Source organism: Sphingomonas bacterium, from assembly GCF_028292945.1.
Lineage (GTDB): Bacteria > Pseudomonadota > Alphaproteobacteria > Sphingomonadales > Sphingomonadaceae > Sphingomonas.
Window position 1 is genome coordinate 13,966 of sequence record NZ_JAQGLJ010000102.1, and the last position, 25,154, is coordinate 39,119.

Consider the following 25,154-nt stretch of genomic DNA (forward strand, 5'->3'; position numbering starts at 1 on the left):
AACCATCCTGGCGCATGATCATCCGGTTCCGGCAATCTCGTGGGCGGGGTGGCAAGATGGCAAGAGTGAAGCAGGCCGAAGGCGTGATGACGCTGGCCGAGATGAAGGAGTTCGCAGGCTTCGGCGCCGCGACCCAACGCTATGTCCGCCGCGCGCTCGACATCGGGCTCGACCGCGAGGATGCCATGAGCCGCTGGTCTCGCGATGTAGTCGAGGCCGCCAGCATCCGCGCGCAGGCGCGCCTGTATCGCATGCTTCCCGAACTGCGCGAGATCGTGCCGGACGACAGCGGCCTGGACAGTGTCGAGCCGTTCCTGGCGCCGCTGATCACGCTGAGCGCCTTCGACCTCGGGCAGGGCCGGCTGACCAGCTTCGCCAGCTATCGCTTCCTGTACGAGCGGCTGATCGGGGCCGGGGTTCGCCCGTGGCTGCCCGCTGCGTTCTGCGCCGCGGCGGCCCTGCCGCATCTTCATCCCGAACTGCGGCGCAAGCTGCTGCAATCGATCAGCGAGGCGGCCGCGACGGCGTCGGGCTGGTCGAACCGGCAACCGGCCTTTTACCCCTATTGGGTGGAGAAGGTGGATGCGAGCGGGGCTTTGCCGGCTTGAGCTAGTCCCTCTCCCGCTTGCGGGAGAGGGATGGGCTAACGGCACGCCCGCCAACCCATTGCGCCACGGTCGGCCTGATCGAGGTGGAGGTGGTCACGGTGCGCGGCGTTGTAGTCGGGGGAAAGCACGGTGGCGTAGAGGTCGCAGGCACCGGTCCTGACCTGACGCAGGAATGTCGCTTCGGGGCCATCGCCCCGCCAATCCGCCAATATGGTCAGGCGACGCCCGTCGGCGAAGCGGAAGCCGGCGATGTCGATCGCATTGCCGGTGGCGTGCTCGCTCCAGCTTTCCCGGCCAGCGATGCGGCGGCAATTGTAGGTGCCCAGATGCTCGACGCGCGTGACCGCCGTGCCGAGATATTTTCGCGCGGCGGGTTGCACGACCGTCCATTCCCACATCGCCAGCGCGGCGGCGACGGGGCAGGCCTGCACCGGTTCGCGCGGGTCCAGCGCGATCCGGCGCGCGCCGTCGGTTCTCAGCCGCACTGCGGCCGTGTAGCCGCAGGACGGCCCGTCGCGGCGCGCGGTGAGGGGTTCGAAGCGAACGCCGGCGCGGGTCAGCAGCGCACGGCACGCTGCGGGGTCGTCGCCCAAGGCGGCCAGCTTGCGGCCGGTGAACATCCCCGGCTGTTCGCCCAGATCGAGCGGCGTCCAGGGCAGATCCTGCGGCCGACCACGCACGACCATCCAGAGCAAAGCTGCCGCCAGGACCAGCACCATCGCGACCGTCAGCCACCTGACCAAGCCACGCGCGCGCTTCATCAGCCGCGCGTGGCGCTGTTCATCGCCTCGCTGGTCACCGGATAGCCGAGCCCGTCAGGGATACACAGATGCGCCTGGCCATCGCGTTGCTCCACGAATGGCGTGATCGTGCGGACCGGGATGGCGTTCGCCTGGGCAGCCGCCTCGTCGAAGTTCGCGAACTGGGCGAGGCGCTCCAGGTTGCGACGCGTCGGATAGATGATCGTCACGCGGCCCGCGTCGGCGTCGGTCAGGACCTGCGCGGCGGTGGCCCAGAGCAGGCGGACATTCTCCGTGTCGTCGACGCTCGCGGCCGGCGCGTCGGCGGGCAGGCGTGCAAGGTAGAATTGCGTGTCGAAGATGCGCATGTGCGCGTGCGCGGGCAGCCAGCGAGCGAAGGGGGTGAGCTGGTCGAGGTCGAGCGTGGTGCCGGTCGCGGCGAGCGCTTCCCTGAACGACGTGCCGGCATGCAGCGCCGCGCGCAGCGACGCCAGCGCGGCCGGACCCGGCAGCGGGAAGAGGCCGATCGCCAGGCCGGCTTCTTCGATGGTCTCTCGGATCGCGGCGACGCGCCCCGCCATATCCTCGCGGTCGCCGCCCAGCCCCTCGCCAGCAAGCGACGCTGCCAGCTCGCGATCACCGGGGTCGACCCGGCCGCCGGGGAAGACCAGCGCCCCGCCCGCGAACACCATCGCCTTGGCGCGCTCTACCATCAGGATCTCGGGAGGACCCGTGGGCGTGTCGCGAAGGATGACCACCGTCGCGGCGGGAATGGGCTGATCGGGCATGACCGCTATGTAGGCACTGCCACAACCTTGGCTAGGCGAGGCAGATATCGTGTTGGAGCCTCCGGTGATTGCCGGAGCGGCGCGGAACCCGGCGGGGCGGAGGGCCGTTTTCCGGTCCGACGACGAAAGGGATGACGGAATGAACAGGAAAGCAGCCACGTTGGGGCTTGGAGGCGCGGCCATCGCTGCACTGGTAGCGTTCGTCGCCGCCGCGCGCGGCAGGCCCAAGGCGGTCGACAGTGCGTCGAACCGCGATGAAGACGTATCCAGAACGGCCACGAAGGCACCCGCCGACCATGCCTCGGCGGCGAACGGCCCGACGGGCCACGCCCCTGCACCGACGGGAGCGGAGGGCCACGCCGCTCCCGATCTTGCCGGCGGCAGCGGTCTTAGCCCCGACACCCGCGCGCCGGCGGCGTTCCGCCCCGACATGGACGCCCCGATGACGCCTGCGGAACGCGAGGCGCTGCGCCCCGCTACCGGCCCGTCGCCGAGCCTGGTCGCCGATCGCGGCGACAGCGTCTGACGGGGAGGGCGCGGCCTCTCCTGGCGAGTGCAACCTAAATGGACGGCGAGCCGTTACCGGTGCCTCAACGGGAGAAGTATCATGCGTATCGCCACCATCGGTCCCATTCTCGGTCTGGCCGCGGCCGCGACCATGCTGGGTGCCTGCACCACCTATGCGGACGGTGCGGACCCGCGCTATGCGAGCTATAGCGGCTATGACTATGACCGGCCCGATCCGACCTATAACGGCTATTATGCCGACCGTTATTATGTCGAGAACCGCCGCTATCGCGAGCGTCAGCTGTCGAGCAACGACCGCGTCTATGTCGGTCAGGACGGGCGGTATTATTGTCGTCGCCCGGACGGCACGACCGGGCTGGTGATCGGCGGCATCGCCGGTGGCGCGCTGGGCGCGGCGCTGACGTCGGGCCGTTCGGAAATCCTGGGCGTGCTGCTCGGTGCGGCCGCAGGCGCCGCAGCGGGTTCGGCGGCGGAGCGCAACAACCGTAACGTGCGCTGCCGGTAGGGTGATCGCCCCGGGATCGGTGTTTCCGATCCCGGGGCTCTGCTCAGGTCAGCGACGACTTGCGCGCGATCGTCTCCTGGTTGGGCTGCCCTTTGTCGAGGGTGTCGCTCGGCCGCCGCGCGTCGCCGTCTTGCTGATGCTCGGTCGACAGGTTCGGTTGCTCGGTCTCGGTGGTCGGCTTGATGGGCTCGTCGGTCATGCGCCTTCTCCTATCCATTCACGATCGTGCCGCCATTGGGGTGCAGCACCTGTCCGCTCATGTAGCTCGCGTCCTCGCATGCGAGGAACAGGAATGCGGGCGCGACCTCGTTGGGCTGGCCCGGTCGCCCCATGGGCGTGTCCTGCCCGAACGTTGCGAGCTTCTTCTTGCTCGCACCCCCGCTTGGATTGAGCGGCGTCCATATCGGTCCCGGCGCGACCGCGTTGACGCGGATCTTGTCCTTGATCAGGTTTTCGGAGAGCGACCGCGTGAACGCGGTGATCGCGCCCTTGGTTGACGAATAGTCGAGCAGCTCGGACGCGCCCTGGTACATGGTGACGCTGGTGCAGTTGATGACCGCGGCACCCTCCGACAGATGCGGGCGCGCGGCCTGAACCATGAAGAACATGCCGAAGATGTTGGTCTGGAACGTGCGCCGCAGCTGTTCCTCGGTGATGTCGACGATGTCCTGATCGGGGTGCTGCTCGCCGGCATTGTTGACCAGCACGTGCAGACCGCCCAGCTCGTTCACCACCTGCGCCACCGCGCGCTCGCAGAACGACTTGTCGCCGACATCGCCGGCGATCGTCACCGCGCGCCGACCCTCGTCGCGTACCGCCTGCGCCGTCTCCGCCGCGTCATCATGTTCGCACAGGTACAGGATCGCGACGTCGGCGCCTTCGCGTGCGAACAGCACCGCGACCGCGCGGCCGATCCCGCTATCGGCACCGGTGACGAGCGCAACCTTGCCGGTGAGCCGCCCCGAGCCCGGATAGCGCGGCCGCCATTCGGGCGCTGGATGCAGCCGGCTCTCGTGACCCGGCAGCCCGTCCTCGTGAATCTCGGCGTCCTTCCCGCTCATGTTCGCTCCGTTGATCGTGCTGGTGCCAAGCGCGTCACCAGCCGTCCGGGTTCCCGGCTAACCTGCGTCAATCCCGCCGGAATATGCGGAACCGCGACGGGTCACGCACGGTTAACGGCGCACAGTACACTCGGGAGAATGCACGCATGGCTGACGCTCCAGCCGCCGACGAGGCGCCGCCGTCGAGTTCGAAACGCTCTGCCGTGACCACCGCCGCCGGTGCCGCGCTGGGCGATGCGGGCGGCACGGTGATCGCCAAGTCGGTCACCATCAACAAGCCGGCGCCTGAGCTGTTCGCGTACTTCCGCGACTTCGCCAACCTGCCGCACTTCATGGAGAACGTCGTCTCGATCGACGTCCGCGACGACAAGACGTCGCACTGGGTGGTCAAGGCGCCTGCCGGCGAGACGGTGGAGTGGGACGCCCGGGTCACCGACGAGGCTGACGGGCAGTACATCGCGTGGGCGTCGCAGCCCGGCGCGGACGTCGAGAATGCGGGCCGCATCGAGTTCAAGCCCGCCGGCGCGCGCGGCACGGTGGTGACGCTCAACCTGGTCTACGATCCCCCCGTCGGCGTCGTCGGCAAGCTGATCGCCAAGCTGTTCCAGCGCGAACCCGCGATCCAGGCGCGCCGCGACCTCCGCCGCTTCAAGCAGCTGATGGAAACCGGCGAGATCGCCACCCCCGCCAAGAACGCCCGCGAATTCGAGGAGATGGGGCTGTGAAGGCGCTCACCTGGCACGGCAAGCACGACGTCCGCATGGACACGCATCCCGATCCCGGTATCGTCAATCCGCGCGATGCGATCATCAAGGTGACATCGACCGCGATCTGCGGTTCGGACCTTCATCTCTACGACCACTACATCCCGACGATGCAGTCCGGCGATATCCTTGGCCATGAGTTCATGGGCGAGGTGGTCGAGGTCGGTCCGAAATCGACGCTCAAGAAGGGCCAGCGCGTGGTGGTGCCCTTCACCATCTCGTGCGGCAGCTGCTATCACTGCGGCAAGCACCAGTATTCCGCGTGCGACAACGGCAATCCCGCCGACAATCAGGACATCGCCCAGACCGTCTATGGTCATCCGTCGGGCGCGCTGTTCGGGTACAGCCACATGACCGGCGGCTATGCGGGCGGGCAGGCGGAATATGTCCGCGTGCCGTTCAGCGACGTCGGCCCGATCGTTATCCCCGACGGCGTGTCCGACGACAAGGTGCTGTTTCTGTCCGACATTCTGCCCACCGGCTGGCAGGCGGCGGAATATGCCCAGATCGAGCCGGGCGATACGGTGGCGGTCTGGGGCTGCGGGCCCGTCGGGCTGTTCGCGGTGCAGTCGGCGTTCCTGATGGGTGCCGAGCGCGTGATCGCCATCGATCACTTTCCCAAGCGCCTCGAACTGGCGAAGCGCTTCGGCGCGGAGACGGTCAACTTCGAGGAGACGGCCGTCTATGACGCGCTGATGGAGATGACCGGCGGCATCGGCCCGGACGCGGTGATCGACTGCGTCGGCCTGGAGGCGCACGGCATGTTCGTCGACAACATCGTCGATCAGATCAAGGTCTCGGCGTTCCTGGCGACCGATCGCATCCACGCCATCCGTCAGGCGATCATCGCCTGTCGCAAGGGTGGGCGCGTGTCGATGCCGGCGGTCTATGGGGGCCTTGTCGACAAGTTCCCGCTCGGCGCGTTCATGGAAAAGGGGCTGACGCTCAAGACCGGGCAAACCCATGTCCAGCATTACATGCCGGCGCTGCTCAACGCGATCATGGAAGACAAGATCGACACCGAGTTCCTGATCTCGCACCGCATGCCGCTCGATGACGGGCCCAAGGGCTACAAGATGTTCCACGACCGGCAGAATGAATACACCAAGATCGTCCTGAAGCCCGGCATGGCCGCGTAGTTTCCCCTCCCGCTTTCGGGAGGGGTTGGGTGGGATGTCCCCTCCTCGGCTGACTTCTCGACAAGCCCCCCCAGCCCCTCCCGCGAGCGGGAGGGGAGCAAGAAAGAAGATCGTCATGCCCAACAAATTCGCGATCGTGACCGGTGCGTCGTCCGGTATCGGGCTGGAGCTCGCCAAGCTGGCACAGGCCGACGGTTACGACCTGCTAGTCGTCGCCGACACGTCGTTTGTCGATGCCGCCGCCGGGCTCGCGTCTGGTGGCAAGGTCGAGACGCTGGAGGTGGACCTGTCGACCTTCGACGGCGTCGACCGGCTGCTCGAGGCGGCGGGCGGGCGGCAGATCGACCTGCTCTGCGCCAATGCCGGCCACGGGCTGGGGCGCGCGTTCCTGGATCAGGAGCCGGCCGAGTGGCGGCACGTGATCGACACCAATGTGACCGGCACCGTGTACCTCATGCAGAAGGTGCTGAAGCAGATGGTCGCGCGCAATGCGGGCAAGCTGCTCGTCACCGGTTCTATCGCCGGCTACATCCCCGGCTCGTTCCAGGCGGTGTACAATGGCACCAAGGCGTTCGTGGACAGCTTCGTCGCGGCGATCCAGAACGAGATCAAGGATTCCGACGGCGTCACGCTGACCAACTTGATGCCTGGGCCGACGGAGACCGAGTTCTTCGAGCGCGGCGACATGATGGACACCTCCGTCGGAACCGACCCGAACAAGGAGGATCCTGCCGTGACCGCCAAGAACGGCTGGGACGCCCTCAATGCCGGCAAGGCCTATGTGGTTTCGGGCTGGAGGAACAAGCTGCAGTCGGCGATCGCGAACGTGACGCCCAACGCGGTGCTGGCGCAACGGCATCGCGGCATGGCCGAGCCGGGCACGGCGGAGGAGTGAGTCTGCTAAGCCCTCTCCCGCATTTGCGGGAGGGGAGGGAACAGGCGTAGCCTGCGGAAGGTGAGGGTCGTCTTCTTCGAGCGGCTAGAAGAAGACCCTCACCGCTGCGACTAGGTGCCTGCAAGTGCAGTCACCAAGTCTCGCTCCTCTCCCGCGAAGGCGTGAGAGGGCTTCAACTCGCCCGCCGCCCAGCATCCGCTCCGCCTCCACCCAGATGCAGTCGTTCGACCATTGCCCCTTTCAGCCTGATCGCGCTCCGATTGCGAGGGCGGGATCGGCAAGGCAGCGACTAGCTTTCGCGCCCAGGCCAACTCCTCGGGCGTCGGCGCGCGAACGCGGCGTTCGCCGCGGCGATCTGCTCCGGGTGAATCAGCGACTTGCCGGCGAACCCCAGCATCGCGATCCGCTACAGTGCCGGCAGGAACGGGGTCGGCGCGGCGTCGGGGCGGCACCGCATGTCCTGGGCCAGGTCGTTGGTCCCCGCTACCAGCGCGGTCAGCCCGTTCGCGTCGGCGGCGCGCGCGATGTCGGCCAGCGCCAGCACACCCGCGCAGGTCTCCACCATCGCCGACAATGCGATCCGGAGTTGTTCGATCCGTTCGGCGCGGGCGGCGCGCCCGGAAAAGACATCGTTCTCGTTAACCGACGAGTCTGACAGCGACTGGCGCGTGCGCTTCACCTCCCTGGTGACGACGACCTTGTTGCTGCGGGTGGTGGCGACCAGGCTGCCGGCCGCCAGGTCCAGACATGCGAGCCGCGCTGAATCGGCGGTCGCCGACCGGCATCGGGCGAGGTCCTCGACCATCGGATGGATCGCCGGCCGTTCCTGGGTGGCCGCGCCTGCTGCAAGTGCCAATCCGATCAACAAGGTCATTGCATGTCGTTCTCCACTGCCGCCCATGCCGCGATGGGAGAGGCCCGGCGGCAAGGTGTAACCGATCGGTCCAGTCGGCGTGTAGCGGCTATGCGGCCGCTCGTAGCCGGCCGGCAGCACGGATCATGTCCGCTGCCTTCTCCGCGATCATGATCGTCGGCGCGTTGGTGTTGCCGCTGACCAGTGCCGGCATCACCGAGGCGTCCACCACCCGCAGGCCCGCCAGTCCCCGCACGCGCAACTCGGCGTCGACGACCGCGAGCGCATCGTCGGCGGTGCCCATCTTGCAGGTGCCGACCGGGTGATAGATCGTCTCGGACGTCGCGCGCACCCAGGCGTCGATCTGTTCGTCGCTGACGACCTCCGGACCGGGCGCCAGTTCGTCGCCGCGATAGGGCGTCAGCGCCGCCTGGGCGACGACGCGCCGCCCGATCCGCACCGACTCGCGCAGAACGCGCCGGTCCTCCGGCGTCGCGAGGTAGTTCGCCTCGATCTTCGGGTCGGCGAAGGGATCGGCCGAGTGCAGCCCGATACGCCCGCGGCTCTCCGGGCGCAGCTGGCACAGGTGCAGCGAGAAGCCGTCCTCCGTCGCCTTCACCTTGCCGTGATCGCGCATGATCGCGAGCACGCCGTGGATCTGGATGTCGGGCCGCGACAGACCTTCGCGCGAGGGGATGAACGCGCCGGCCTCCAGGAAATTCTGTCGCCCCGGCCCGCTGCCGCGCAGCAGGTAACGCAGGCCGACGGTCAGCTGGCGCAGCCCACGCGTCACCGCGAAGACGCTCAGCAAGTCCTTGCTGCGCCAGTTCATGATGATGTCGAGATGGTCCTGCAGGTTCTCGCCCACGCCGGGCAGCGCGTGCACGACCTCCACGCCCGCTGAGCGTAGCCGCTCGGGATCGCCGATGCCGGACAGCTGCAGGATGTGCGGGCTCTGCACCGCGCCCGCACACAACATCACCTCGCGTGTCGACGTGGCGCTCTGCGGCCGGCGCCGTTTGCCGACGACGTAATCGACTCCCGTCGCGCGGCCGTTCTCGACGCGGATGCGGGTGGTGCGGGCGTCGGTGACGACGTCCAGGTTGGCGCGTTCCTGCGCTTGCCCGAGGTAGGCGGCGGCCGCGCTCCACCGCTTGCCGTCGGAAATGGTGAGATCATAGGGGCCGAACCCTTCCGGCTCGGCCCCGTTGAAATTGTCGGTGGTCGGGTAGCCCGCCTGTTTTCCCGCCTCGATCAGGGCGGAGAAGAACGGGCTGTCGCTCTCGCCGGCCGAGACATGCAGCGGACCGTCGCTCCCATGCCATTCGCCGTCGGCCCGGTGATGCCGCTCCAGCTTGCGGAAATAGGGCAGCACGTCGTCCCAGCCCCAGCCGGTCAGCCCGCGCTGCCGCCACTCGTCATAATCGAGCGGGTGGCCGCGCGCGTAGATCATGCCGTTGATCGCGGAGCTTCCGCCCAGCCCCTTGCCGCGCGGCCACCACAGCTTGCGGTCGTCGAGGTTCGGCTCGGCCTCGGTCCAGAAGCCCCAGTTCTGCGCGCTCTTCTGCTTGATCAGCTCGCCGACGCCGGCGGGCATCCGCACCAGCATGCTATCGTTGCGCCCGCCCGCCTCCAGCAGGAGCACGCGCGCGGCCGGATCCTCCGACAGTCGCGCCGCCAGGGTGCATCCGGCCGAGCCGCCGCCGATGATGATATAGTCGTAAGCGTCCATGGGGCTAAGCTCCTTCAGGGCTCGATGATCAGTTTGCCGATGTGCGTGGCTGCGGCCATCGTGTCGAACGCCGCACGCCAGTCGGCAAGCTTGTAGGTGGCGTGTACCCTCGGCCGGATGCGACCTTCGGCGGCGAGCGCCCAGACCGCATCGGCGGCGGCTCGCCCGGCGACGGGGTCGCGGCGGCCATATTCGCCCGCGCGGGCGCCGATCACGGCGAAGCCTTTGATGAGCGGGATGTTGGTCGGCACGCTGGCGATCCGGCCGGAGGTGAAGCCCACCACCAGCAGCCGCCCACCCCAGGCGATGCAGCGGGTGGACTCGTCGAACACGTCGCCGCCGACCGGGTCGAACACCAGGTCCGCGCCGCCAGCGGTCAGGTCCTTCACCGCCTCGCGAAAGCCGGCAGCGGGCAGGGTGGCGGCAACCGGGTATTCGCGCGCGACGATCGCGAGCTTGTCTGCCGATCGCGACGTCGCGATCACCTGCGCGCCCAACGCGTGCGCCAAATCGACCGCCGCGAGCCCGACGCCGCCGGTGGCGCCGTGGACCAGCACCCACTCGCGGGTCTGCATGCGACCCAGCGCCACCAGCGCTACATAGGCAGTCAGGTACGCCGCGCCGACCGCCGCTGCCTGTGCGAACGAGAGCGACTCCGGCACGTGTCGCGCTGTCGTGGCGTCCACCACCACGAGCTCCGCGAAGCTGCCCAGCCGCGTGCCCGCCACCACGCGATCACTGGCTGCGAACCCGCTGTCCGCGTCCGCCTCGATCACCTCGCCCGCCATTTCCATGCCGAGGGTGAAGGGAAGCGCCGGCTTCAGCTGATAGCTCCCGCGCGTCATCAGCAGGTCGGGGTAGTTCAGCGATGCGGCACGAACCCGCACGAGCAGCTGCCCCGGCGCGCGCATCGGTTCCGGCGCATCCGCGAGCGCCACGCCCGACAGGTCGTCGCTCAGCGTCGATACGAGCAACGCCTTCAATGGGCGGGCCGCGCGAGGATGCCGATCAGCTCCTCCATCAAGGTCGGCATGTGAAGGTGCGGTGCGTGCACCTTGCCCAGGCCCAGCATCATCAGCGCGTATGCCCTTACCGCGGCATCGTGGCGGGGGAACCCGCTCGCCTCGACGCAATCGGTCAGGAAGCCCAGCACGATCTCGTCGTGCCGCTCTACCGCCGCCTTGGCGCGCGCGTCGCTTTCCGCCCAGGCGCGCATCGCGATCGACAGCCGCGACAGCCCGCGCCGCCGCACGGTCTGCGCCAGCAGCCGGATGCGACCGACCGGATCGGCCTCCGCCTTGCGGATCGCCGCCACCAGATCGCCGACCTGCGCTTCCGCAAAATGCTCGGCGAGGCGACCCTGATAGGCATCGAAATCCACGAAGTGGTGGTAGAAGCTGCCCGTCGACACGCGCAGCTCGTCCGCGAGTGGCCGCAGCTTGAGCGCCCGCAGGCCACCACGCCGCAGTAGCGTCTGCCCCGCCTCCAGCCAGTCGCCCGGGCTAAGGTCGGGCGACCTGGCCGAACCGGCGATGCTTGACAGGGTGAAGGCCATAACGAATGTTATGCCGCAACGCCGCGCCGGTAAAGGTTGAAGGAGAGGCCATGCTGCACCCCGTCCGGCACGCCGAGACCATGCCGGATCGTGCCGCCTATGTCATGGCGGCGACGGGCGAGACGGTGTCCTGGGCCGAACTCGACGCGCGTGCCAACCAGGGCGCGCAGCTGATCCGGTCGCTTGGACTGAAGCACGGCGACGGTATCGCGGTGCTGATGGACAATTCAGCCCGCTATCTGGAGGTGATGTGGGCGGCCGAGCGCACCGGCGTATATTGCACCTGCATCTCGTCCAAGCTGACCGCGGCGGAGGCGGAATACATCGTCCGCGACGGCGAGTGCCGGTTGCTGATCGCGAGTGCCGGGGTCGCAGCGTGCGCGATCGCGCTCCGCCCGTTGATCCCGGATGTGGCCACGCTGATGGTCGATGGTGTGGCCGAGGGCTACTCCAGTTATGAAGCCGCGCGCGATGCGCAGCCCGCGACGCCGATCGCTGACCCGCAACCCGGCGGCATCATGCTGTACTCGTCCGGCACGACCGGCGTACCCAAAGGCGTTCGCCACCCGCTGCCCAACGAGCCGTTCGGCGAGAGCCCGTCCGTCCTCGTTCAGCTGGGCCGAGCGCTGTACGGCTTCTCGCCCGATATGGTGTATCTGTCGCCGGCGCCGCTCTATCATGCCGCGCCGCTGCGCTGGTCGATGGCCGTGCAGCAGCTGGGCGGCACGGTGGTGGTGATGGACCGCTTCGATCCCGAAGCCGCACTGGCCGCGATCGAGCGGTACCGCGTCACGCACGCGCAATGGGTGCCGACGCATTTCGTCCGCCTGCTCAAGCTGCCGCAGGAGGTCCGCAACCGCTACGACGTCTCGTCGCTGCAGTCGGTGTGGCACGCCGCCGCGCCATGCCCGGTGCCCGTCAAGCGGGCGATGATCGAATGGTGGGGGCCGATCATCGGCGAGTATTACGCCGGGACGGAAGGCAACGGGTTCTGCGCCATCTCGTCGCCCGAATGGCTGGAGCACCCCGGCTCGGTCGGTCGAAACCTGACGGCACAGACCAAGATCTGCGACGAGGACGGCAACGAGCTGCCGACGCGCAGCGAGGGGACGGTGTACTTCGCCGGCGGCAGCGAGTTCGCGTACCACAAAGATCCCGACAAGACCGCCGCCGCCGCGAACCGGCACGGCTGGACGACGCTGGGTGATATCGGTTGGGTGGACGAAGAGGGGTATCTGTACCTCACCGATCGCAAGTCCTTCATGATCATCTCGGGCGGAGTGAACATCTATCCCGCCGAGATCGAGAACCTGCTCGTCACCCACCCCGATGTCGCCGACGTGGCGGTGATCGGCGGGCCGCATGAAGAGATGGGCGAGGAGGTGATCGCCGTCGTCCAGCCGCGCGACATGGCCGAGGCGGGGCCGGCGTTGGCGGGGCGGCTGGATGCCTTTGCGCGCGAGCATCTGTCGCACGTCAAATGCCCGCGCCGCATCGACTTTCGCGCCGAGCTGCCGCGCCACGATACGGGGAAGCTCTACAAGCGGCAGTTGCGCGATGAGTATTGGGGAAAGACCTCGGCGTAACCCCTTCGTCACCCTGAACTTGTTTCAGGGTCCATGCGCGACGGCCGACCGCAAGGAGCGTCGCTGATGATCCGCATGGATGCTGAAACGAGTTCAGGGTGACGGCGGGCTACAACAACCCGTACAGCATCGTCAGGTTGAGGCCGATGATGACCGTCGCAATCGCCCAGGCCAGCACCTGAAGCCATTTGGGCGCGGCATATTCGCCCATCCACCTGGCGCTGCCGGTGATCGCCACCAGCGGCACGACCGCGAACGGCAGCTGCAGGCTCAGCACGACCTGGCTCAGCACCAGCAGCTGCGTCGCGCCCTTATCGCCCGTCGCGCCTACGACGATCACCGCCGGCACGATCGCGATCAGGCGGGTAATCATGCGCCGCAGCCAGACCGGCAGCTTGAGGTCGAGAAAACCCTCCATCACGATCTGCCCGGCGAGCGTGCCCGTCACCGTCGAGTTCTGCCCTGAGAGCAACAGCGCGATCGCGAACACCGCGCTCGCCGCGCCGACGCCGAGCATGGGGGTGAGCAGGCGGTACGCCTCGTCGATGTCGGCCACGTCGGTGCGTCCGGCGGTGTAGAAGGTCGAGGCTGCCAGGATCAGGATCGCCGCGTTGATGAAGAAGGCGAGGGCCAGCGCGATCGTGGAATCCACCGTCGCCCATCTGATCGCCTGCCGCTTGTCGTCGAACGCGCGCGTCTGGACGATGGAGGAGTGAAGGTAGAGGTTGTGCGGCATTACCGTCGCGCCGAGGATGCCGATCGCGAGGTACAGCTTGGCCGGATCGGTGACGATCTCCGGCGACGGCACCAGCCCGCCCAGGATGTCCCGGATCGCCGGCTGCGCGTGGATCAGCTCGAACACGAAGCACGCGCCGATGATCGCCAGCAGGCCGATGATGAACGCCTCCAGCTTGCGGAAGCCATAGCGTTGCAGCGCGAGGATCAGGAACACGTCGAGCGCGGTGATGACCACGCCCCAGGCGAGCGGCAGGCCGAACAGCAGTTTCAGCGCGATCGCGGTGCCGAGAACCTCCGCCAGGTCGCAGGCGATGATCGCGATCTCGGCCAACACCCACAGGCAGAACGAGACGGGTCGCGAGTAACGCTGACGACACGCCTGGGCGAGGTCCAGCCCCGCGCCGACGCCCAGCCGAACGGCCAGAGCCTGCAACACGATCGCCATAAGGTTCGACAGCAGGATGACCGACAGCAGCGTGTAGCCGAACGCGGAGCCGCCGGCGATGTCGGTCGCCCAGTTTCCCGGGTCCATATAGCCGACGGCCACCAGGAAACCCGGGCCCATATAGGCGCGCAAATTGCCGATCCCGACGCGACCGGCGGGCACGGGCACGCTGCGGTAGCTTTCGGACAGCGAGCGGCCGAACGGCGAGGGCGGGGTCATCGGCGCGCCTTGTGGTGCATGAGGGCTATGGTCACAACCCGGACCTAAATGACCGACATGTCGCTGTTGTAATGATGCCACGCGAAGATCGCCGCCGCGCCGCGATGCGGGCGCCATGCCTCCGCCAGTTCGCGCACCTGCTTCTCGGTCGGGCGCGTGTCGTGACCGAGCAGGCGGCCGACTTCGATCTGCACCGCCAGGTCGCCGGCGGGCCAGATGTCGGGGCGGCCCTCGGCGAACAGCAGGTAGATCTCCGCCGACCAGCGGCCGATGCCCTTGACCCGCACCAGCGCGGCGATCGCCTGCTCGTCGTCGGCAGGCAGCGCGTCGAGCGGCAGACGGCCGCTCGTCACCTCGTCCGCGAGGCTGCGCGCATAGCCTGACTTCTGCCGCGACAGGCCGGCGGCGCGAAGCTGCTCGTCGGTCGCGGCGGCGACCTTGAGCGGATCGGTCGCGTCACCGACCGTCGCGTCGAGCTTGCGCCAAACCGCGTCGGCCGATGCGACGCTGACCTGCTGACCCACGATCGTCCGCAGCAATGTCGCGAAGCCACGCTCGCGCAGGCGGGGCCCCGGATAGCCGACCCGCGCGAGTCCCGCCGCGAACGCCGGCTCCACCCGCGCGAGCGCATCCAAGCCGGCGCGGATCGCTTCGGCGTTCATGCTTGATCGCCCTGCGCGTGCGCGGCATGGCGCGTGCGACCAAATTCGGAGACTGTCATGCCCAAGCTTATCGTCGTCACGCGCGAGGGGGAAGAACGCGAACTGAATGGCGAGGCCGGGCTGTCGGTGATGGAGGTGATCCGCGATGCCGGCATCGACGAGATCCTGGCGCTGTGCGGCGGCAATTGCAGTTGCGCAACCTGCCACGTCCATGTCGACGCGGCGCATTGGGACAAGCTGAAGCCGATGAGCGAGGACGAGAACGACCTGCTCGACAGCACGTCGGAGCGCGACGCAACCTCGCGGCTGTCGTGCCAGATCCTGTTCGGGCCTTCGCTGGACGGGCTCAAGGTGCGGATCGCCGAGGAGGACTGACGCGCGCGGAAGGTGAGGAAACTGCGGCTACGTCTGCGGGAGAATCACTGACGAGGCATGGATCGCGCCGCGCGGAGGTCATCAAGCGCTCTTGCGTCATTCACTCGCAACAGGCGCTGTAGCAAGGGGGCCAAGGTCGGAAAGCGTGTCGGCTTGCGGCTCTCTGATCAGACTCGTCTTTGCTCTTGCTCAACCATCCGGCCTCGGCCAGATTTGCTTCGGCAAGCAAAGAACAAGAGGGGTATCGCATGTCCAGGTTCGTCAGGCTCGCCGTGATCGCTGCGGTGCCGCTGCTGATCGCGAGCGCTCCGGAACCCGCCGCGCCGAAGCTGGATACTGCCGCGCTTGCCGATCCCGGCGCGTTCCGACAGCCCCTGCTCTCCCCCGATGGTCAGCGCTTGGTGGCTCGCATGTTCAGCAACGGCCAGACCGGCCTCGCGATTGCCGAACTCGGGGCGAGCGGCAAGCTCGAGCTCATCAAGCTACCCACGGGCCAGGACCTGGTCGGCTATCGCTGGGCGGGCGATGGCCGCGTCCTGATCACCCTCGGCGGCAAGGTCGCGTGGTACGGCCAGGGAGAGAAGTATATTACGCGCATGCTGGTTTATGACCTGGCGTCCGGCGCGGTAAAGGCGGTCGGCCCGAAGGTGCAAGGCCTCCGCGGCGACGACGTGATCTGGGTCGACCCGGCCGGGCAATCGCTGCTGATGGTCAGCCAGCCCGACCAGTTCCACTACCCTTCCGTGTTCCGCGTCAACCTCGGCAGTGGCAAGGCGACGCTGGAACAGGGTCCGTACGACAACGTCTGGTTCTGGTCCGCCGATAACCAGGGCAATCTGCGCGCGGGCATCGGTATTCAGCAATATGGCTGGTTTGTCATGTACCGCCGGGGGGGCAAGGGCGGTTTTGACAAGTCGCCGCAAGTGTCGTGGGATGCCGACGACAATGTCGGCGGGTGGCGACTGATCTTCGACTCGGACGACGGCTACATCGTCGCCAACCGCGGCGGCCGCGACGCGCTCTACAAGTATAATTTCGCGACGCGCACGCTGGGCGAACAGGTGTTCGCCAGCCCGACCAACGACGTCAGTGACTATGACTACGATACCGCCACCGGCCAGCTGATCAGCGCCAGCTACACCGACGATCGCGACCGCATCGAGTGGTTCGAGCCGAAGATGAAGGCGATGCAGGCGACACTCGACAAGACCTTTGGCGCCAGCCGGCAGGCGTTCGTCGTCTCGCGCAACCGCGACCGAAGCCGGATGATCGTGTGGGCCGGGAGCGCCACCGACCCGGGCACTTATTACCTGTACGAGGCGAGGTCGGGAGCGCTCGCCCGGCTCGCCAAGGTTGCCGATAAGGTCGATCGCGCCGGACTATCCGCTACCCGCTACGTCAAGTACAAGGCGCGCGATGGACTGGAGATCCCTGCCTATCTGACGTTGCCGGTCGGGCGCGAGGCCAAGGCCCTGCCGCTGATCGTGATGCCGCACGGCGGCCCGTTCGGCGTGCGCGACAAGCTCCACTATGACGCGGAGGTGCAGCTGCTCGCCAATCGCGGCTACGCCGTGCTCCAGCCGAACTACCGGGGATCGGGCGGCTACGGCAAGGAGTTTGACGCCAAGGGCGAGGGGCAGTGGGGCCGCGCCATGCAGGACGATCTCGACGACGGCATGGACTGGGCCGTCGCCCAGGGGCTCGCTGACCCTAAGCGCGTGTGCCTCGTCGGCGCGTCCTATGGCGGCTATGCGGCGCTATGGGGTGCGACCCGCAACCCGGAACGCTACCGCTGCGCGGTCAGCTTCGCGGGCGTATCGGACCTGAAGGCGCAGCTCGACTATTCGGCCGACTTCTTCCTGTCGAAGAAGTCGCGCCGCAAGTTCGGCAACAAGGTGCAGGGCGACAAGGGTTTCGACCTCGCGTCCGTTTCGCCACTGATGCAGGTGGCGCGGCTGAAGGTACCGGTGCTGGTGGTGCATGGGGACCAGGACTCAACCGTCCCGCCCAAGCAGACGACGCAGTACGACAGGGCGCTGACCGCAGCAGGAAAGCCGCACGAGACGCACATCTATGCGGACGAAGGCCACGGCTTCGACAAGGCGGCCAATCAGAAGGATTATATGGATCGGCTCGAGGCGTTCTTGACCAAATACAATCCGGCCTAACCTTTGCCGCCGGCTCGCGCAGCGATGGCGAGCGAAGAGGGTGACTTCGCGTTCGCGCTCGGAACCGTGCCGAACTTGGTGTTGGCTGGGCCGAGGGGCGACGCCGTAGGTTGCTTCCTCGCCCGTTAGCCATGTCCGTAACTGGGCGTAACGGTCAGTGCCGACCAGCGGCGGAGACGTCTCCGCCGCTGGTCGTCCTTGCCGCCCCGTAGTTCCTGCGCCGATCCGACTTCGTACCCCACCGGTACCCCGGCCGCTCTTACGCGTCGGCAGGGATCAGGCTGTCTGTTCCGCGAGCCGCGACCACCCACCGGTAGAACGCGTCGATGATGTAGACCCGCGCGAAACTGGGATCGATCGTCACGCGTCCCGAACGCCCGACGCATTCGCGACCCTCGACGATGATCGTTTGGGTCAGACCGCGCTCGAGCAGAGAGCCGGGCTCGGAGCGGAACAGACGCGTAGCCAGCACTGGCTCTCGCATGACCAGACATGAGGCAAACGCCAGGGCGGCACGGTCGTCGGGAAGCCTCAGCCGATTGCGTATGCCTTCGCGCTGCTGAAAGCGGCTTTGCACCTTCGGGTCGGCCGTGATCGCCTCGGTCAGCTCGGCCTCAGTCGCGTAGGATTTCAGCACCATTTCGACGATTACGCCACGATCCAGCCGTGCTTCGCCGACCTCGGTTGTTGCGGTCGGCACGGGCGTCGTGACGTAACGGGTCGAGCGTTGGGGTGGGTAGCAACCCGGATGGGTTTCGACGATCCATCCTTGTGCAAAGCGGGCCTCTGCGCTGTTGGGCTCGCCGTCCACCACTTTGCGCACCCATGCGACATCGCTCGACTTCAGTGCGCATCGCAGGAACATGTCAGCGTTTTCGCGGGCGATCCTGCTGGGAACGATGGATTGATAGTCCCAGTAGACACCCGTGGGGAGCTTTTCCCGAGGTATCCGCAATCCCCTGACGATGATGTCGTCACTGGACGATGCGTCAGGAAGCGCGATCGGAGAGTTTGCGCGCTGGGCCGCGGCCGGCATCGCCGCCGAGATGGCAAAGATTAGCGCGAGACGGAACATGGCATTTCCTCGGCAGACCCGGACAGAGCGTATCACCAGACCCGAAGTTCGCAAATAGTGTCCGGCGGATCGGAAATTGCTGACGGCGGCCTGAACGTCGGCTGCTGGCGATAGCTGACATTTGCCACTTGCAGCCCTGGAACGTCCGCTTCCAGGTGGAGAGCGGACATCGGGAAGAACCGCGCTTCGCGCGTCGGCTTGTCGTGGGCGAACCCGCGGATCGCCAGGCGAATCCATTCAGCGTGACGAAAGAGCCGCCGTGGAACACCCTTGCCTATTATAGGTTGGCCGGATTGGTCTTAGTTTTGCGGGGTTGGCGTGTATCCTTTCACGAATGAGGAAGCCGTGAGCTTTGCGCTTTCCCGACGAACGATTTTGCGCGGCGCGGGCAGCGCGGCTCTTCTGGCGGCACTTGCGTCTCCCTCCTTCGCGCAAGCCGCGCCGGGCGGCTGGGAGGCGGCGATCCGCGCGGCGGTCCGGGGTGACCGGGAGATCGCCCGTTTCTATGAGGATCGCGGCTACCGGCCCTTGTGGCTGGACGATGGCAGGGTCGGTGCCGAGGCGGAGCAGCTGCACCGCCTGTTGGTCACGGCTGCCGCGGATGGGCTGGCTCCGGGCGCCTATCGCCCCGACGCGATCGTGGAGGCAGTGGAGCGCGCCGACACGGGATCGGCACGCGAACTGGCGCGGGCGGAAGCGCTGCTTTCCACGACCTTTGCCAATTACGTGCGCGACGTTCGCCGCCATCGCGACATGGGCGTCGTCTATACCGAAGCGCATTTCGTACCCATCGTGCCGAGCAGGACGGCCATTCTGACGAGCGCAGCGCAGGCTCCGGGGCTGCAGCGATATCTGGAGACGATCGGATGGATGAATCCGCTTTACGCGAAGTTGCGCGGCGCTCTGGCGAGCTATGGTGAGCAGCAGGACGGACCCATCGAGCATGTACCGGCCGGCCCGATATTGCGGCCGGGTTCGAACGATCCGCGGGTCAGGCTGTTGCGCCTGCGCCTGGGCCTGACGCCGGACGGCTCCTACGACGCGGCGGTGGCCAGCGCCGTGCGCTCGCTGCAACGCAGCCACGGGCAACCGGCCGACGGCACCGCCGGGCCGCTTACCCTGGCGCTGCTGAACCAGGGTTCGGCCGAGACCGGCGCTCTGCTTCGCCTCAATCTCGAGCGGGCCCGCGCATTGCCGGCGCAGCTCGGCCGTCGCTATGTTCTGGTGGACGCCGCGGCCGCGCGGCTATGGATGTACCAGGACGATCAGGCGGTTGGGTCGATGCGTGTCGCCGTGGGCAGGCCGACCGAACCGACGCCGATGATGGCGGCGATGATCCGTCACCTCACCCTCAATCCCTATTGGAACGTGCCCCCCGATCTGGCCCGCAGCCGCATTGCGCCCGGCGTGGTGCGAGGAGGACCGCAGCATCTGCGCGACCTGCGATACGAGGTCCTGTCCGACTGGACCGAGGGCGCCGCCAAGGTGGAGCCGGCCTCGATCGACTGGCAGGCGGTGGTCGATGGCCGGCGCGAGGTGCGCCTTCGCCAGCTTCCGGGCGCCGGCAATTCGATGGGCCGGATGAAGTTCATGTTCCCCAACCAGCTCGGCATTTATCTGCACGACACGCCGGACCGGTCGCTGTTGCGGGAAGAAGCCCGGCTGGTGAGTGCCGGCTGCGTTCGCCTGGACGATGCGCCGCAACTTGCGCGCTGGCTGTTCGGTCGCGTGCCCGTCGCGCGCGGCAGCACTCCTGAGCAACGGCTCGACCTGCCGGAGCCGGTGCCCGTCTATATCACCTATCTGACGGCGGCTCCGGAGCCGCACGGCGTCGCCCTGCGACCGGATGTCTACGGGCGCGATCCGGCCCAGCTCGCCGCACTCGCCCGTTCTGCCGGGCAGCGGCGGCGGCGGTACTGACTGCCAACGAGGTAACGGCGCCACCCGGAGGAGCCCGAGCGGCGCCGTCACCTGTTTGGCATGGCTGACCGGAGGCTTAGCCGCGCTCTCCGCGACGCGCGACATAGCCCGGCTGCTGATATTGTTGCTGCGGCGCGCCCTGGTAGTAGCGGCCTTCACGCGTGTAGCCGTCGACGCAGCCGTCATTGTTGCTGTCGGCCCACAGCGCGCCGGCGACGCCGCCGACCACCGCACCCGCAAGCGCGCCTTCGAGCGTTCCAAGCCCGGTCGCCGCGCCGATGCCGGCACCGCCGATGCCGCCGAGAGCCGCACCGCCCGCCGCCGTGCCCAGCACATTGGTGCAGGCGCGACCGGTCGAGGCGTCATAGCCAGCCGGCGTGCCGCGGTAATATTGACCGTTGCGGCTGTATCCGTCGGCGTAGCCATCACCGTTGGAGTCGGCCCAGACCGCACCTGCGAGGCCACCGATCCCGGCACCGATAGCGGCACCAGCGATCGTATCGCCCGCGAGCGCGCCGACGCCCGCTCCGACCACACCGCCGACCGCGACGCCGGTTCCCGCACCTTCCAGTCGCGCCTGATCGGCGGTGGTGGCGCATGCACCGAGCGACAGGGAAGTCGCGGTCAGGAACATCATCAAAGGTTTACGCATGTCATACTCCCAAGGAACGCAGCGACACGGGTCGGCCGCGGGGATCGCGAACGACGGAACTGCACTTCCGAGAACGTGACGATGCCGCAACCGTTCCGCTTTCCCCGAGCCGATCGCCGCGAGGGCGGGTCATCGCCACTGCCGGGCGTACTGACCGCGCCTCGCCGTCGTCATCCCCGCGCCGCCACCGCATACAGCGCAATCGCAGCCGCGTTGGAGACGTTAAGGCTCTCGACCTTTCCCGAGATCGGCAGTTTCGCCAGCTCGTCGCAGTGCGCGGCGGTGTTCTGGCGCATGCCTTCGCCTTCCGCGCCGAGTACGATCGCGATGCGCTGATTGCCCATCACCTGCGCCAGCGTCTGCGGGGCGGCGCCGGTCAGGCCGATGCGCCAGAAGCCGGCTTCGGCGATCTCCTCCAGCGCGCGGGCGAGGTTGACGACGCGGACCCACGGCACCGTCTCCAGCGCGCCCGACGCCGAGCGGGCGACGGTGCCGGACTCGGGTGGCGAGTGGCGGTCCTGCGTGACGATGCCGAGCGCGTCGAACGCAGCCGCCGAGCGCAGGATCGCGCCGACATTATGCGGGTCGGTGACCTGGTCGAGGATCACGAGGGGCCGCCGATCGTCGCGGCCCTCCAGCAGCAGGTCACCCAGCCAGATGTCGTCGAGCGGCTCGACCTCTGCCACCAGGCCCTGGTGCGGCGCGTCGCCGGGGACGAGACGGCCGAGATCGGTGACCTCGGCGAAGGTGACGGGAAGGGTGCTCGGCAGGTCGAGCGGGCCCAGCGCCTCGCGGGTGCCCCATAGCTTCAGCACCGAGCGGTTGGGGTTGGCGAGCGCCGCGGTGACCGCGTGGCGACCCCAGAAGCGGGGACGCGCCGCAGTGCCGAGCGACGGACGGTGGCCGCGACGTTTCATGCGTAAATCCTGCCCGGGACGGGGACGTGGCAGCCGCTTGCGGCTGACGGAGGGGGCGGGCAATCGAGGGCAGCGCCCTTGCGGCCTACCCCCTCCACCACTCGCTTCGCGAGCGGTGCCCCTCCCCGTCGCGGCGAGGATTTCAGGTCAATCGTCATCGGCGGGGTACGCGAACGGATCGGTGGTCACCGGCTTCTGCGGCACGGGCGGTCTAGGCAGCGTGCGCTCGGCGTTGGCGGCGCTTAGCAGGACGTGGGCGAGCACCATCGAACCCTGGCGCATGTCGTCCGCCTTCAGGTGATCGAACGTGTCCACCGAGGTGTGATGGATGCGCGGGAAGTAATCCAGCGGGTCCTGGATGAACTGGAATGCCGGGATGCCGACCTGTTGCATGAAGACGTGATCGGTGCCCCCGGTCGGCTGCACCGCCACCGTCGTCGCGCCCATCGAGCTGAATGGGGCGAGCCACTCGCGAAAGGTCGAGACCACCGCCGGATTGCGCTCCGCGTACAGGCCGCGCAGCTTGCCCGAGCCATTGTCGATGTTGAAATAGGCGGTCAGCTCGCGATGGCCAGCCAGTGGCGTGATCGGCCAGCGGTTCGACCAGCCGTAATAGAGCTTCTCGCCGGTCAGCTGCGGGTCGGATGTCGACCCACGCCGCGCGAGGTGGCGCTCGATATAGGCGAGGCTGCCGAGCAAGCCCTGCTCCTCCGCCGCCCACAGCGCGAACTTGATCGTGCGCCTGGGCCGCGCGCCTGTCTTGGCGAGGATGCGCGCGGCTTCCATGATCATCGCCGAGCCGGCGGCATTGTCGGCGGCGCCGTCGGCCGCGACCCAGCTGTCGAGATGCGCGCCGGCCATGACATAGCCCGCCGCCGGGTCGGTGCCCCGGATCTCGGCGATGACGTTGTACGCCTGCGTGTCGGCGTCGTGGAAGCGCACGTCGTGGACCACCTCCAGCGTCGGCGCGGGGCCGACCTTCGCAAGGCGCGCCAACCGGCGGTAATCCTCCGCCGCGATCTCGATGCCCGGCATCGACGGCGTCTCGCCGACCGCGAACTGATAGCCTTCGCCCGTCACCAGCTTGCCGTCGCGGTACGACTTGGTCGCGAAGGCGACCGCACCCTCCGCCTTGAGGAACGCGTCGAGCTTGCGCGCCCAGTCGGCGCGCTTGAGCCGGCGATCGGCGGCGGCGGGATCGTAGCGCGGCTGCTGGAACTGGTCGAGCTTCGACAGGTCCTCACCCGTCAGCCGCTTGAAGTCCGGCGTGGTCGGCTCATCCCCGGTGCCCGGCTGCGTCACCATGACGATCTTGCCGCGCAGCTGCCCGCGCCATTTGTCGAAATCGCGCTCTCGCACCATCGGCGCGACGATCACGGGGGCGACGAGCGCGCCGGTAGTGGCCGGGGTCCAGGCGATCGGGATGGTCGTGAGCTGCACCGTGCGCGGTGTCGTCATGCGCACGCTGGAGCGCTCGATCGACCAGCCGCGCCCGAACTGGAAACCCTCCTTGCGGACGTTGGTCAGACCCCAGTCGGTGAACCTCTTCGCCGTCCAATCCTCCGCCACGCGAGCCTGCGGCGAGTTGGTGAGGCGCGGCCCGATCACGTCGGTCAGATGCTGCGCGGTCAGCATCACCTGGCTCTGGTTGGTGCCCTCGTCGATGATGCCGTTGATCGCGGTGCGGTCCTGCGCGATCGCGGGCACGGCGACTAGCATGGCGGCAGTGGCGAGCAGCAGACGACGCATCGGGTTCCCCTCTTGATTATGAAGAGGCTGCTATGCGGACACGCGACGCGCGGCAACCTCCTTCGTTGACATGGTGTGGGCGCTTCGCCATTGAGCCGCCTCGCCAAAAGGCGGCCGATCCGGACAGGTGGCCGAGTGGTTAAAGGCAGCAGACTGTAAATCTGCCCGTGCAAGCGTACGCTGGTTCGAATCCAGCCCTGTCCACCATCATGCAGGCAATGGTCGAACCGACAGATCGAGCGATATGCTCGCCGGCCGGAGGCCCCGCGCGCGCGGCCGGACGCCGGAATGGCGATTCTTTAGCGGTTCAGCGCGGATGTGGAGCGGGTGAGGGGAAACTGATCCCGAGCGCAGCCCGGCAGGGCGTAGCGGCCTAAAGCGAATGAGGGTTCGGTACTCGCTGCGAAGGTGGAGCGGGTGAAGGGGATCGAACCAAGAGCGCAGCCCGGCAGGGCGGAGCGACCCCAAGCAAATGAGGGTTCGATACTTACGGCGAAAGTGGAGCGGGTGAAGGGAATCGAACCCTCGTCGTAAGCTTGGGAAGCTTCTGCTCTACCATTGAGCTACACCCGCGGACCGGTTGGCGACCAGATGGCATAGTCATGGCGTTCCGGTCAACGTGGCCGTGTCACTCGCGCGGATCGGGAACGCCAGCGGCGGTCGAGCCGTTCCTGCGCGCATGTCCCGAGCACCCGTCGATCCCGAACGCCCACGCAGCGGCAGACCCTTCGACAGGGCCGATGGCTATTCGGGTCAAGGCTACACCGCCGATGACGAGGTCGCGACGGGTGGTCGCGGCGGCGGTGCGGCGATCACGCCGGAAGCAGGAGACCTGCCGCCCGACGCAGGGCGACGGGCGTGGACGGACCCACGCACGGGCGAAGTCCATGGTAGCGGTACCGGCATCGGTGGCGGCAGTCCCGGCGAGGACTTCGACAGCAGCGGCGCGTCGGGCGACAGCTATCCCGTCACCGGCGGCGAGCACGAGGAGGGGGATGGCGGGGGGCAGGCCTGACCCCCGCCACCCGCGCTCACGGCCGCAGCGCGCCGGCCACCATCTCGCCCACGGTCGCGTGGCCCTTACCGGTCAGATGCACCCGATCGGCCGAGTACAGACCCAGCGGGTCGACCGTTCCCGTCGTCGCCGCGTCCGGCAGCCGGCCCGACAGGTCGATCACGGCCACGCCGCTTGCGCCAGCGAGACCGACATCCGCATCCGCCACCGCGTACGCCGCATCGACGTAGGCGCGCCACCCTATCGGCTGCACCGCCACGTCGCCGCGCCGCGAATACATGATCAGCGCGACGCTCGCGTTCGCCGCCTGAGCGCGGATGCTGGCGATGATTGATGTGAGGTTGGCGCGGAACGTCGCGATCGGCGTCTGCGCCTGATAGTCGTTGGTGCCGAGCGCGATCGTCACGAGCTGCGGCGCGATCAGCCCGAGCGATGCCCAGGTGTTGCTCTGCGCCGCCGCGAATT

At 67.8% G+C, this 25,154-nt stretch carries 26 protein-coding genes and 2 tRNA genes; 12 read left to right on the plus strand and 16 right to left on the minus strand.

Translation table 11 applies throughout. From position 1 onward, the window contains the following. Positions 1–56: 56 nt before the first annotated feature. Positions 57–608, plus strand: coding sequence for a hypothetical protein (locus JWN21_RS11140; protein WP_299649856.1), 552 nt, complete (start codon positions 57–59; stop codon positions 606–608). A gap of 35 nt (positions 609–643) precedes the next feature. Here the strand turns inward: JWN21_RS11140 and JWN21_RS11145 are convergent, their stop codons facing one another. Then, a complete protein-coding gene (locus tag JWN21_RS11145) occupies positions 644–1,369 on the minus strand; it encodes an extensin family protein (protein WP_299649859.1) in 726 nt (241 codons plus the stop codon). After that, on the minus strand, positions 1,369–2,136 hold the full coding sequence (locus JWN21_RS11150) for an NUDIX hydrolase (RefSeq protein WP_299649862.1): 768 nt from the start codon (positions 2,134–2,136) through the stop codon (positions 1,369–1,371). Before JWN21_RS11150 ends, JWN21_RS11145 begins: the two co-directional genes overlap by 1 nt. A 139-nt stretch (positions 2,137–2,275) precedes the next feature. Between JWN21_RS11150 and JWN21_RS11155 the strand changes: the two genes are divergently transcribed. Both JWN21_RS11155 and JWN21_RS11160 read left to right on the plus strand, forming a co-directional pair. After that, positions 2,276–2,662, plus strand: coding sequence for a hypothetical protein (locus tag JWN21_RS11155; protein ID WP_299649865.1), 387 nt, complete (start codon positions 2,276–2,278; stop codon positions 2,660–2,662). A gap of 81 nt (positions 2,663–2,743) precedes the next feature. Further along, positions 2,744–3,169 (plus strand): hypothetical protein, encoded by a 426-nt coding sequence (locus tag JWN21_RS11160; RefSeq protein WP_299649868.1) that lies wholly within the window; start codon positions 2,744–2,746, stop codon positions 3,167–3,169. Positions 3,170–3,212: 43 nt separating this feature from the next. Here JWN21_RS11160 and JWN21_RS11165 read toward each other — a convergent pair whose 3' ends face one another. Both JWN21_RS11165 and JWN21_RS11170 read right to left on the minus strand, forming a co-directional pair. Further along, complete coding sequence (locus tag JWN21_RS11165) at positions 3,213–3,368, minus strand: hypothetical protein (RefSeq protein WP_299649871.1); 156 nt, start codon at positions 3,366–3,368, stop codon at positions 3,213–3,215. Positions 3,369–3,378: 10 nt separating this feature from the next. Then, on the minus strand, positions 3,379–4,230 hold the full coding sequence (locus JWN21_RS11170; RefSeq protein ID WP_299649874.1) for an SDR family oxidoreductase: 852 nt from the start codon (positions 4,228–4,230) through the stop codon (positions 3,379–3,381). A 146-nt stretch (positions 4,231–4,376) separates the two neighbouring features. Between JWN21_RS11170 and JWN21_RS11175 the strand changes: the two genes are divergently transcribed. The 3 genes from JWN21_RS11175 (at position 4,377) to JWN21_RS11185 (ending at position 7,028) form a co-directional block, all read left to right on the plus strand. After that, positions 4,377–4,955 (plus strand): SRPBCC family protein, encoded by a 579-nt coding sequence (locus JWN21_RS11175; RefSeq protein WP_299649876.1) that lies wholly within the window; start codon positions 4,377–4,379, stop codon positions 4,953–4,955. Then, positions 4,952–6,133 carry a zinc-dependent alcohol dehydrogenase gene (locus tag JWN21_RS11180; protein WP_299649879.1) on the plus strand — a complete coding sequence of 394 codons (1,182 nt, stop codon included), beginning with the start codon at positions 4,952–4,954 and terminating at the stop codon, positions 6,131–6,133. Before JWN21_RS11175 ends, JWN21_RS11180 begins: the two co-directional genes overlap by 4 nt. A 115-nt stretch (positions 6,134–6,248) precedes the next feature. After that, complete coding sequence (locus JWN21_RS11185) at positions 6,249–7,028, plus strand: SDR family oxidoreductase (protein ID WP_299649882.1); 780 nt, start codon at positions 6,249–6,251, stop codon at positions 7,026–7,028. Positions 7,029–7,434: 406 nt separating this feature from the next. Here the strand turns inward: JWN21_RS11185 and JWN21_RS11190 are convergent, their stop codons facing one another. The 4 genes from JWN21_RS11190 to JWN21_RS11205 form a co-directional block, all read right to left on the minus strand. Then, positions 7,435–7,902: an aldolase/citrate lyase family protein gene (locus JWN21_RS11190; protein WP_299649885.1), complete on the minus strand. Its 468-nt coding sequence runs from the start codon at positions 7,900–7,902 to the stop codon at positions 7,435–7,437. A gap of 88 nt (positions 7,903–7,990) precedes the next feature. Further along, entirely contained in the window at positions 7,991–9,613 is a 1,623-nt protein-coding gene (locus JWN21_RS11195; RefSeq protein ID WP_299649888.1) for a choline dehydrogenase, read from the minus strand. A 14-nt stretch (positions 9,614–9,627) separates the two neighbouring features. Beyond that, positions 9,628–10,596, minus strand: a complete 969-nt coding sequence (locus JWN21_RS11200; RefSeq protein WP_299649891.1) for an NADPH:quinone oxidoreductase family protein — start codon at positions 10,594–10,596, stop codon at positions 9,628–9,630. Then, positions 10,593–11,168 (minus strand): TetR/AcrR family transcriptional regulator, encoded by a 576-nt coding sequence (locus tag JWN21_RS11205; RefSeq protein ID WP_299649894.1) that lies wholly within the window; start codon positions 11,166–11,168, stop codon positions 10,593–10,595. Before JWN21_RS11205 ends, JWN21_RS11200 begins: the two co-directional genes overlap by 4 nt. A gap of 50 nt (positions 11,169–11,218) precedes the next feature. Between JWN21_RS11205 and JWN21_RS11210 the strand changes: the two genes are divergently transcribed. Further along, a complete protein-coding gene (locus JWN21_RS11210; RefSeq protein WP_299649897.1) occupies positions 11,219–12,754 on the plus strand; it encodes an acyl-CoA synthetase in 1,536 nt (511 codons plus the stop codon). A 109-nt stretch (positions 12,755–12,863) separates the two neighbouring features. Here the strand turns inward: JWN21_RS11210 and JWN21_RS11215 are convergent, their stop codons facing one another. Both JWN21_RS11215 and JWN21_RS11220 read right to left on the minus strand, forming a co-directional pair. Then, on the minus strand, positions 12,864–14,156 hold the full coding sequence (locus JWN21_RS11215) for an Nramp family divalent metal transporter (protein ID WP_299649900.1): 1,293 nt from the start codon (positions 14,154–14,156) through the stop codon (positions 12,864–12,866). Positions 14,157–14,200: 44 nt separating this feature from the next. Further along, on the minus strand, positions 14,201–14,818 hold the full coding sequence (locus JWN21_RS11220; RefSeq protein WP_299649903.1) for a DNA-3-methyladenine glycosylase 2 family protein: 618 nt from the start codon (positions 14,816–14,818) through the stop codon (positions 14,201–14,203). Between the two features lie 57 nt (positions 14,819–14,875). On the opposite strand from JWN21_RS11220, the gene JWN21_RS11225 reads away from it, so the two are divergent. Beyond that, positions 14,876–15,193, plus strand: a complete 318-nt coding sequence (locus JWN21_RS11225; protein WP_299649906.1) for a 2Fe-2S iron-sulfur cluster-binding protein — start codon at positions 14,876–14,878, stop codon at positions 15,191–15,193. 248 nt (positions 15,194–15,441) lie between these two features. Further along, positions 15,442–17,361: a prolyl oligopeptidase family serine peptidase gene (locus JWN21_RS11230; RefSeq protein ID WP_299649909.1), complete on the plus strand. Its 1,920-nt coding sequence runs from the start codon at positions 15,442–15,444 to the stop codon at positions 17,359–17,361. A gap of 259 nt (positions 17,362–17,620) precedes the next feature. On the opposite strand, the gene JWN21_RS11235 is transcribed toward JWN21_RS11230, so the two are convergent. Then, on the minus strand, positions 17,621–18,436 hold the full coding sequence (locus JWN21_RS11235; protein WP_299649912.1) for a hypothetical protein: 816 nt from the start codon (positions 18,434–18,436) through the stop codon (positions 17,621–17,623). A 345-nt stretch (positions 18,437–18,781) separates the two neighbouring features. Between JWN21_RS11235 and JWN21_RS11240 the strand changes: the two genes are divergently transcribed. Then, positions 18,782–20,356, plus strand: coding sequence for a L,D-transpeptidase family protein (locus tag JWN21_RS11240; RefSeq protein WP_299649915.1), 1,575 nt, complete (start codon positions 18,782–18,784; stop codon positions 20,354–20,356). A gap of 76 nt (positions 20,357–20,432) precedes the next feature. On the opposite strand, the gene JWN21_RS11245 is transcribed toward JWN21_RS11240, so the two are convergent. From JWN21_RS11245 to JWN21_RS11255, 3 genes are all read right to left on the minus strand, one after another. Next, the gene (locus JWN21_RS11245; protein WP_299649918.1) at positions 20,433–21,008 is read right to left on the minus strand and encodes a glycine zipper domain-containing protein; all 576 of its coding nucleotides are present in this window, start codon (positions 21,006–21,008) and stop codon (positions 20,433–20,435) included. 170 nt (positions 21,009–21,178) lie between these two features. After that, positions 21,179–21,925, minus strand: coding sequence for a 23S rRNA (guanosine(2251)-2'-O)-methyltransferase RlmB (gene rlmB, locus JWN21_RS11250; RefSeq protein ID WP_299649921.1), 747 nt, complete (start codon positions 21,923–21,925; stop codon positions 21,179–21,181). A gap of 147 nt (positions 21,926–22,072) precedes the next feature. Beyond that, positions 22,073–23,674 (minus strand): M20/M25/M40 family metallo-hydrolase, encoded by a 1,602-nt coding sequence (locus tag JWN21_RS11255; RefSeq protein ID WP_299649924.1) that lies wholly within the window; start codon positions 23,672–23,674, stop codon positions 22,073–22,075. A 121-nt stretch (positions 23,675–23,795) separates the two neighbouring features. Here JWN21_RS11255 and JWN21_RS11260 point away from each other — a divergent pair. Beyond that, positions 23,796–23,881, plus strand: a tRNA-Tyr gene (locus JWN21_RS11260). Positions 23,882–24,173: 292 nt separating this feature from the next. On the opposite strand, the gene JWN21_RS11265 is transcribed toward JWN21_RS11260, so the two are convergent. Then, positions 24,174–24,247: transfer RNA gene (locus JWN21_RS11265), tRNA-Gly, on the minus strand. A gap of 106 nt (positions 24,248–24,353) precedes the next feature. Between JWN21_RS11265 and JWN21_RS11270 the strand changes: the two genes are divergently transcribed. Further along, the gene (locus JWN21_RS11270; protein WP_299649927.1) at positions 24,354–24,689 is read left to right on the plus strand and encodes a hypothetical protein; all 336 of its coding nucleotides are present in this window, start codon (positions 24,354–24,356) and stop codon (positions 24,687–24,689) included. Between the two features lie 16 nt (positions 24,690–24,705). Here the strand turns inward: JWN21_RS11270 and JWN21_RS11275 are convergent. Then, a partial coding sequence (locus tag JWN21_RS11275; protein WP_299649930.1) for an SGNH/GDSL hydrolase family protein occupies positions 24,706–25,154 on the minus strand: 449 nt, incomplete at its 5' end.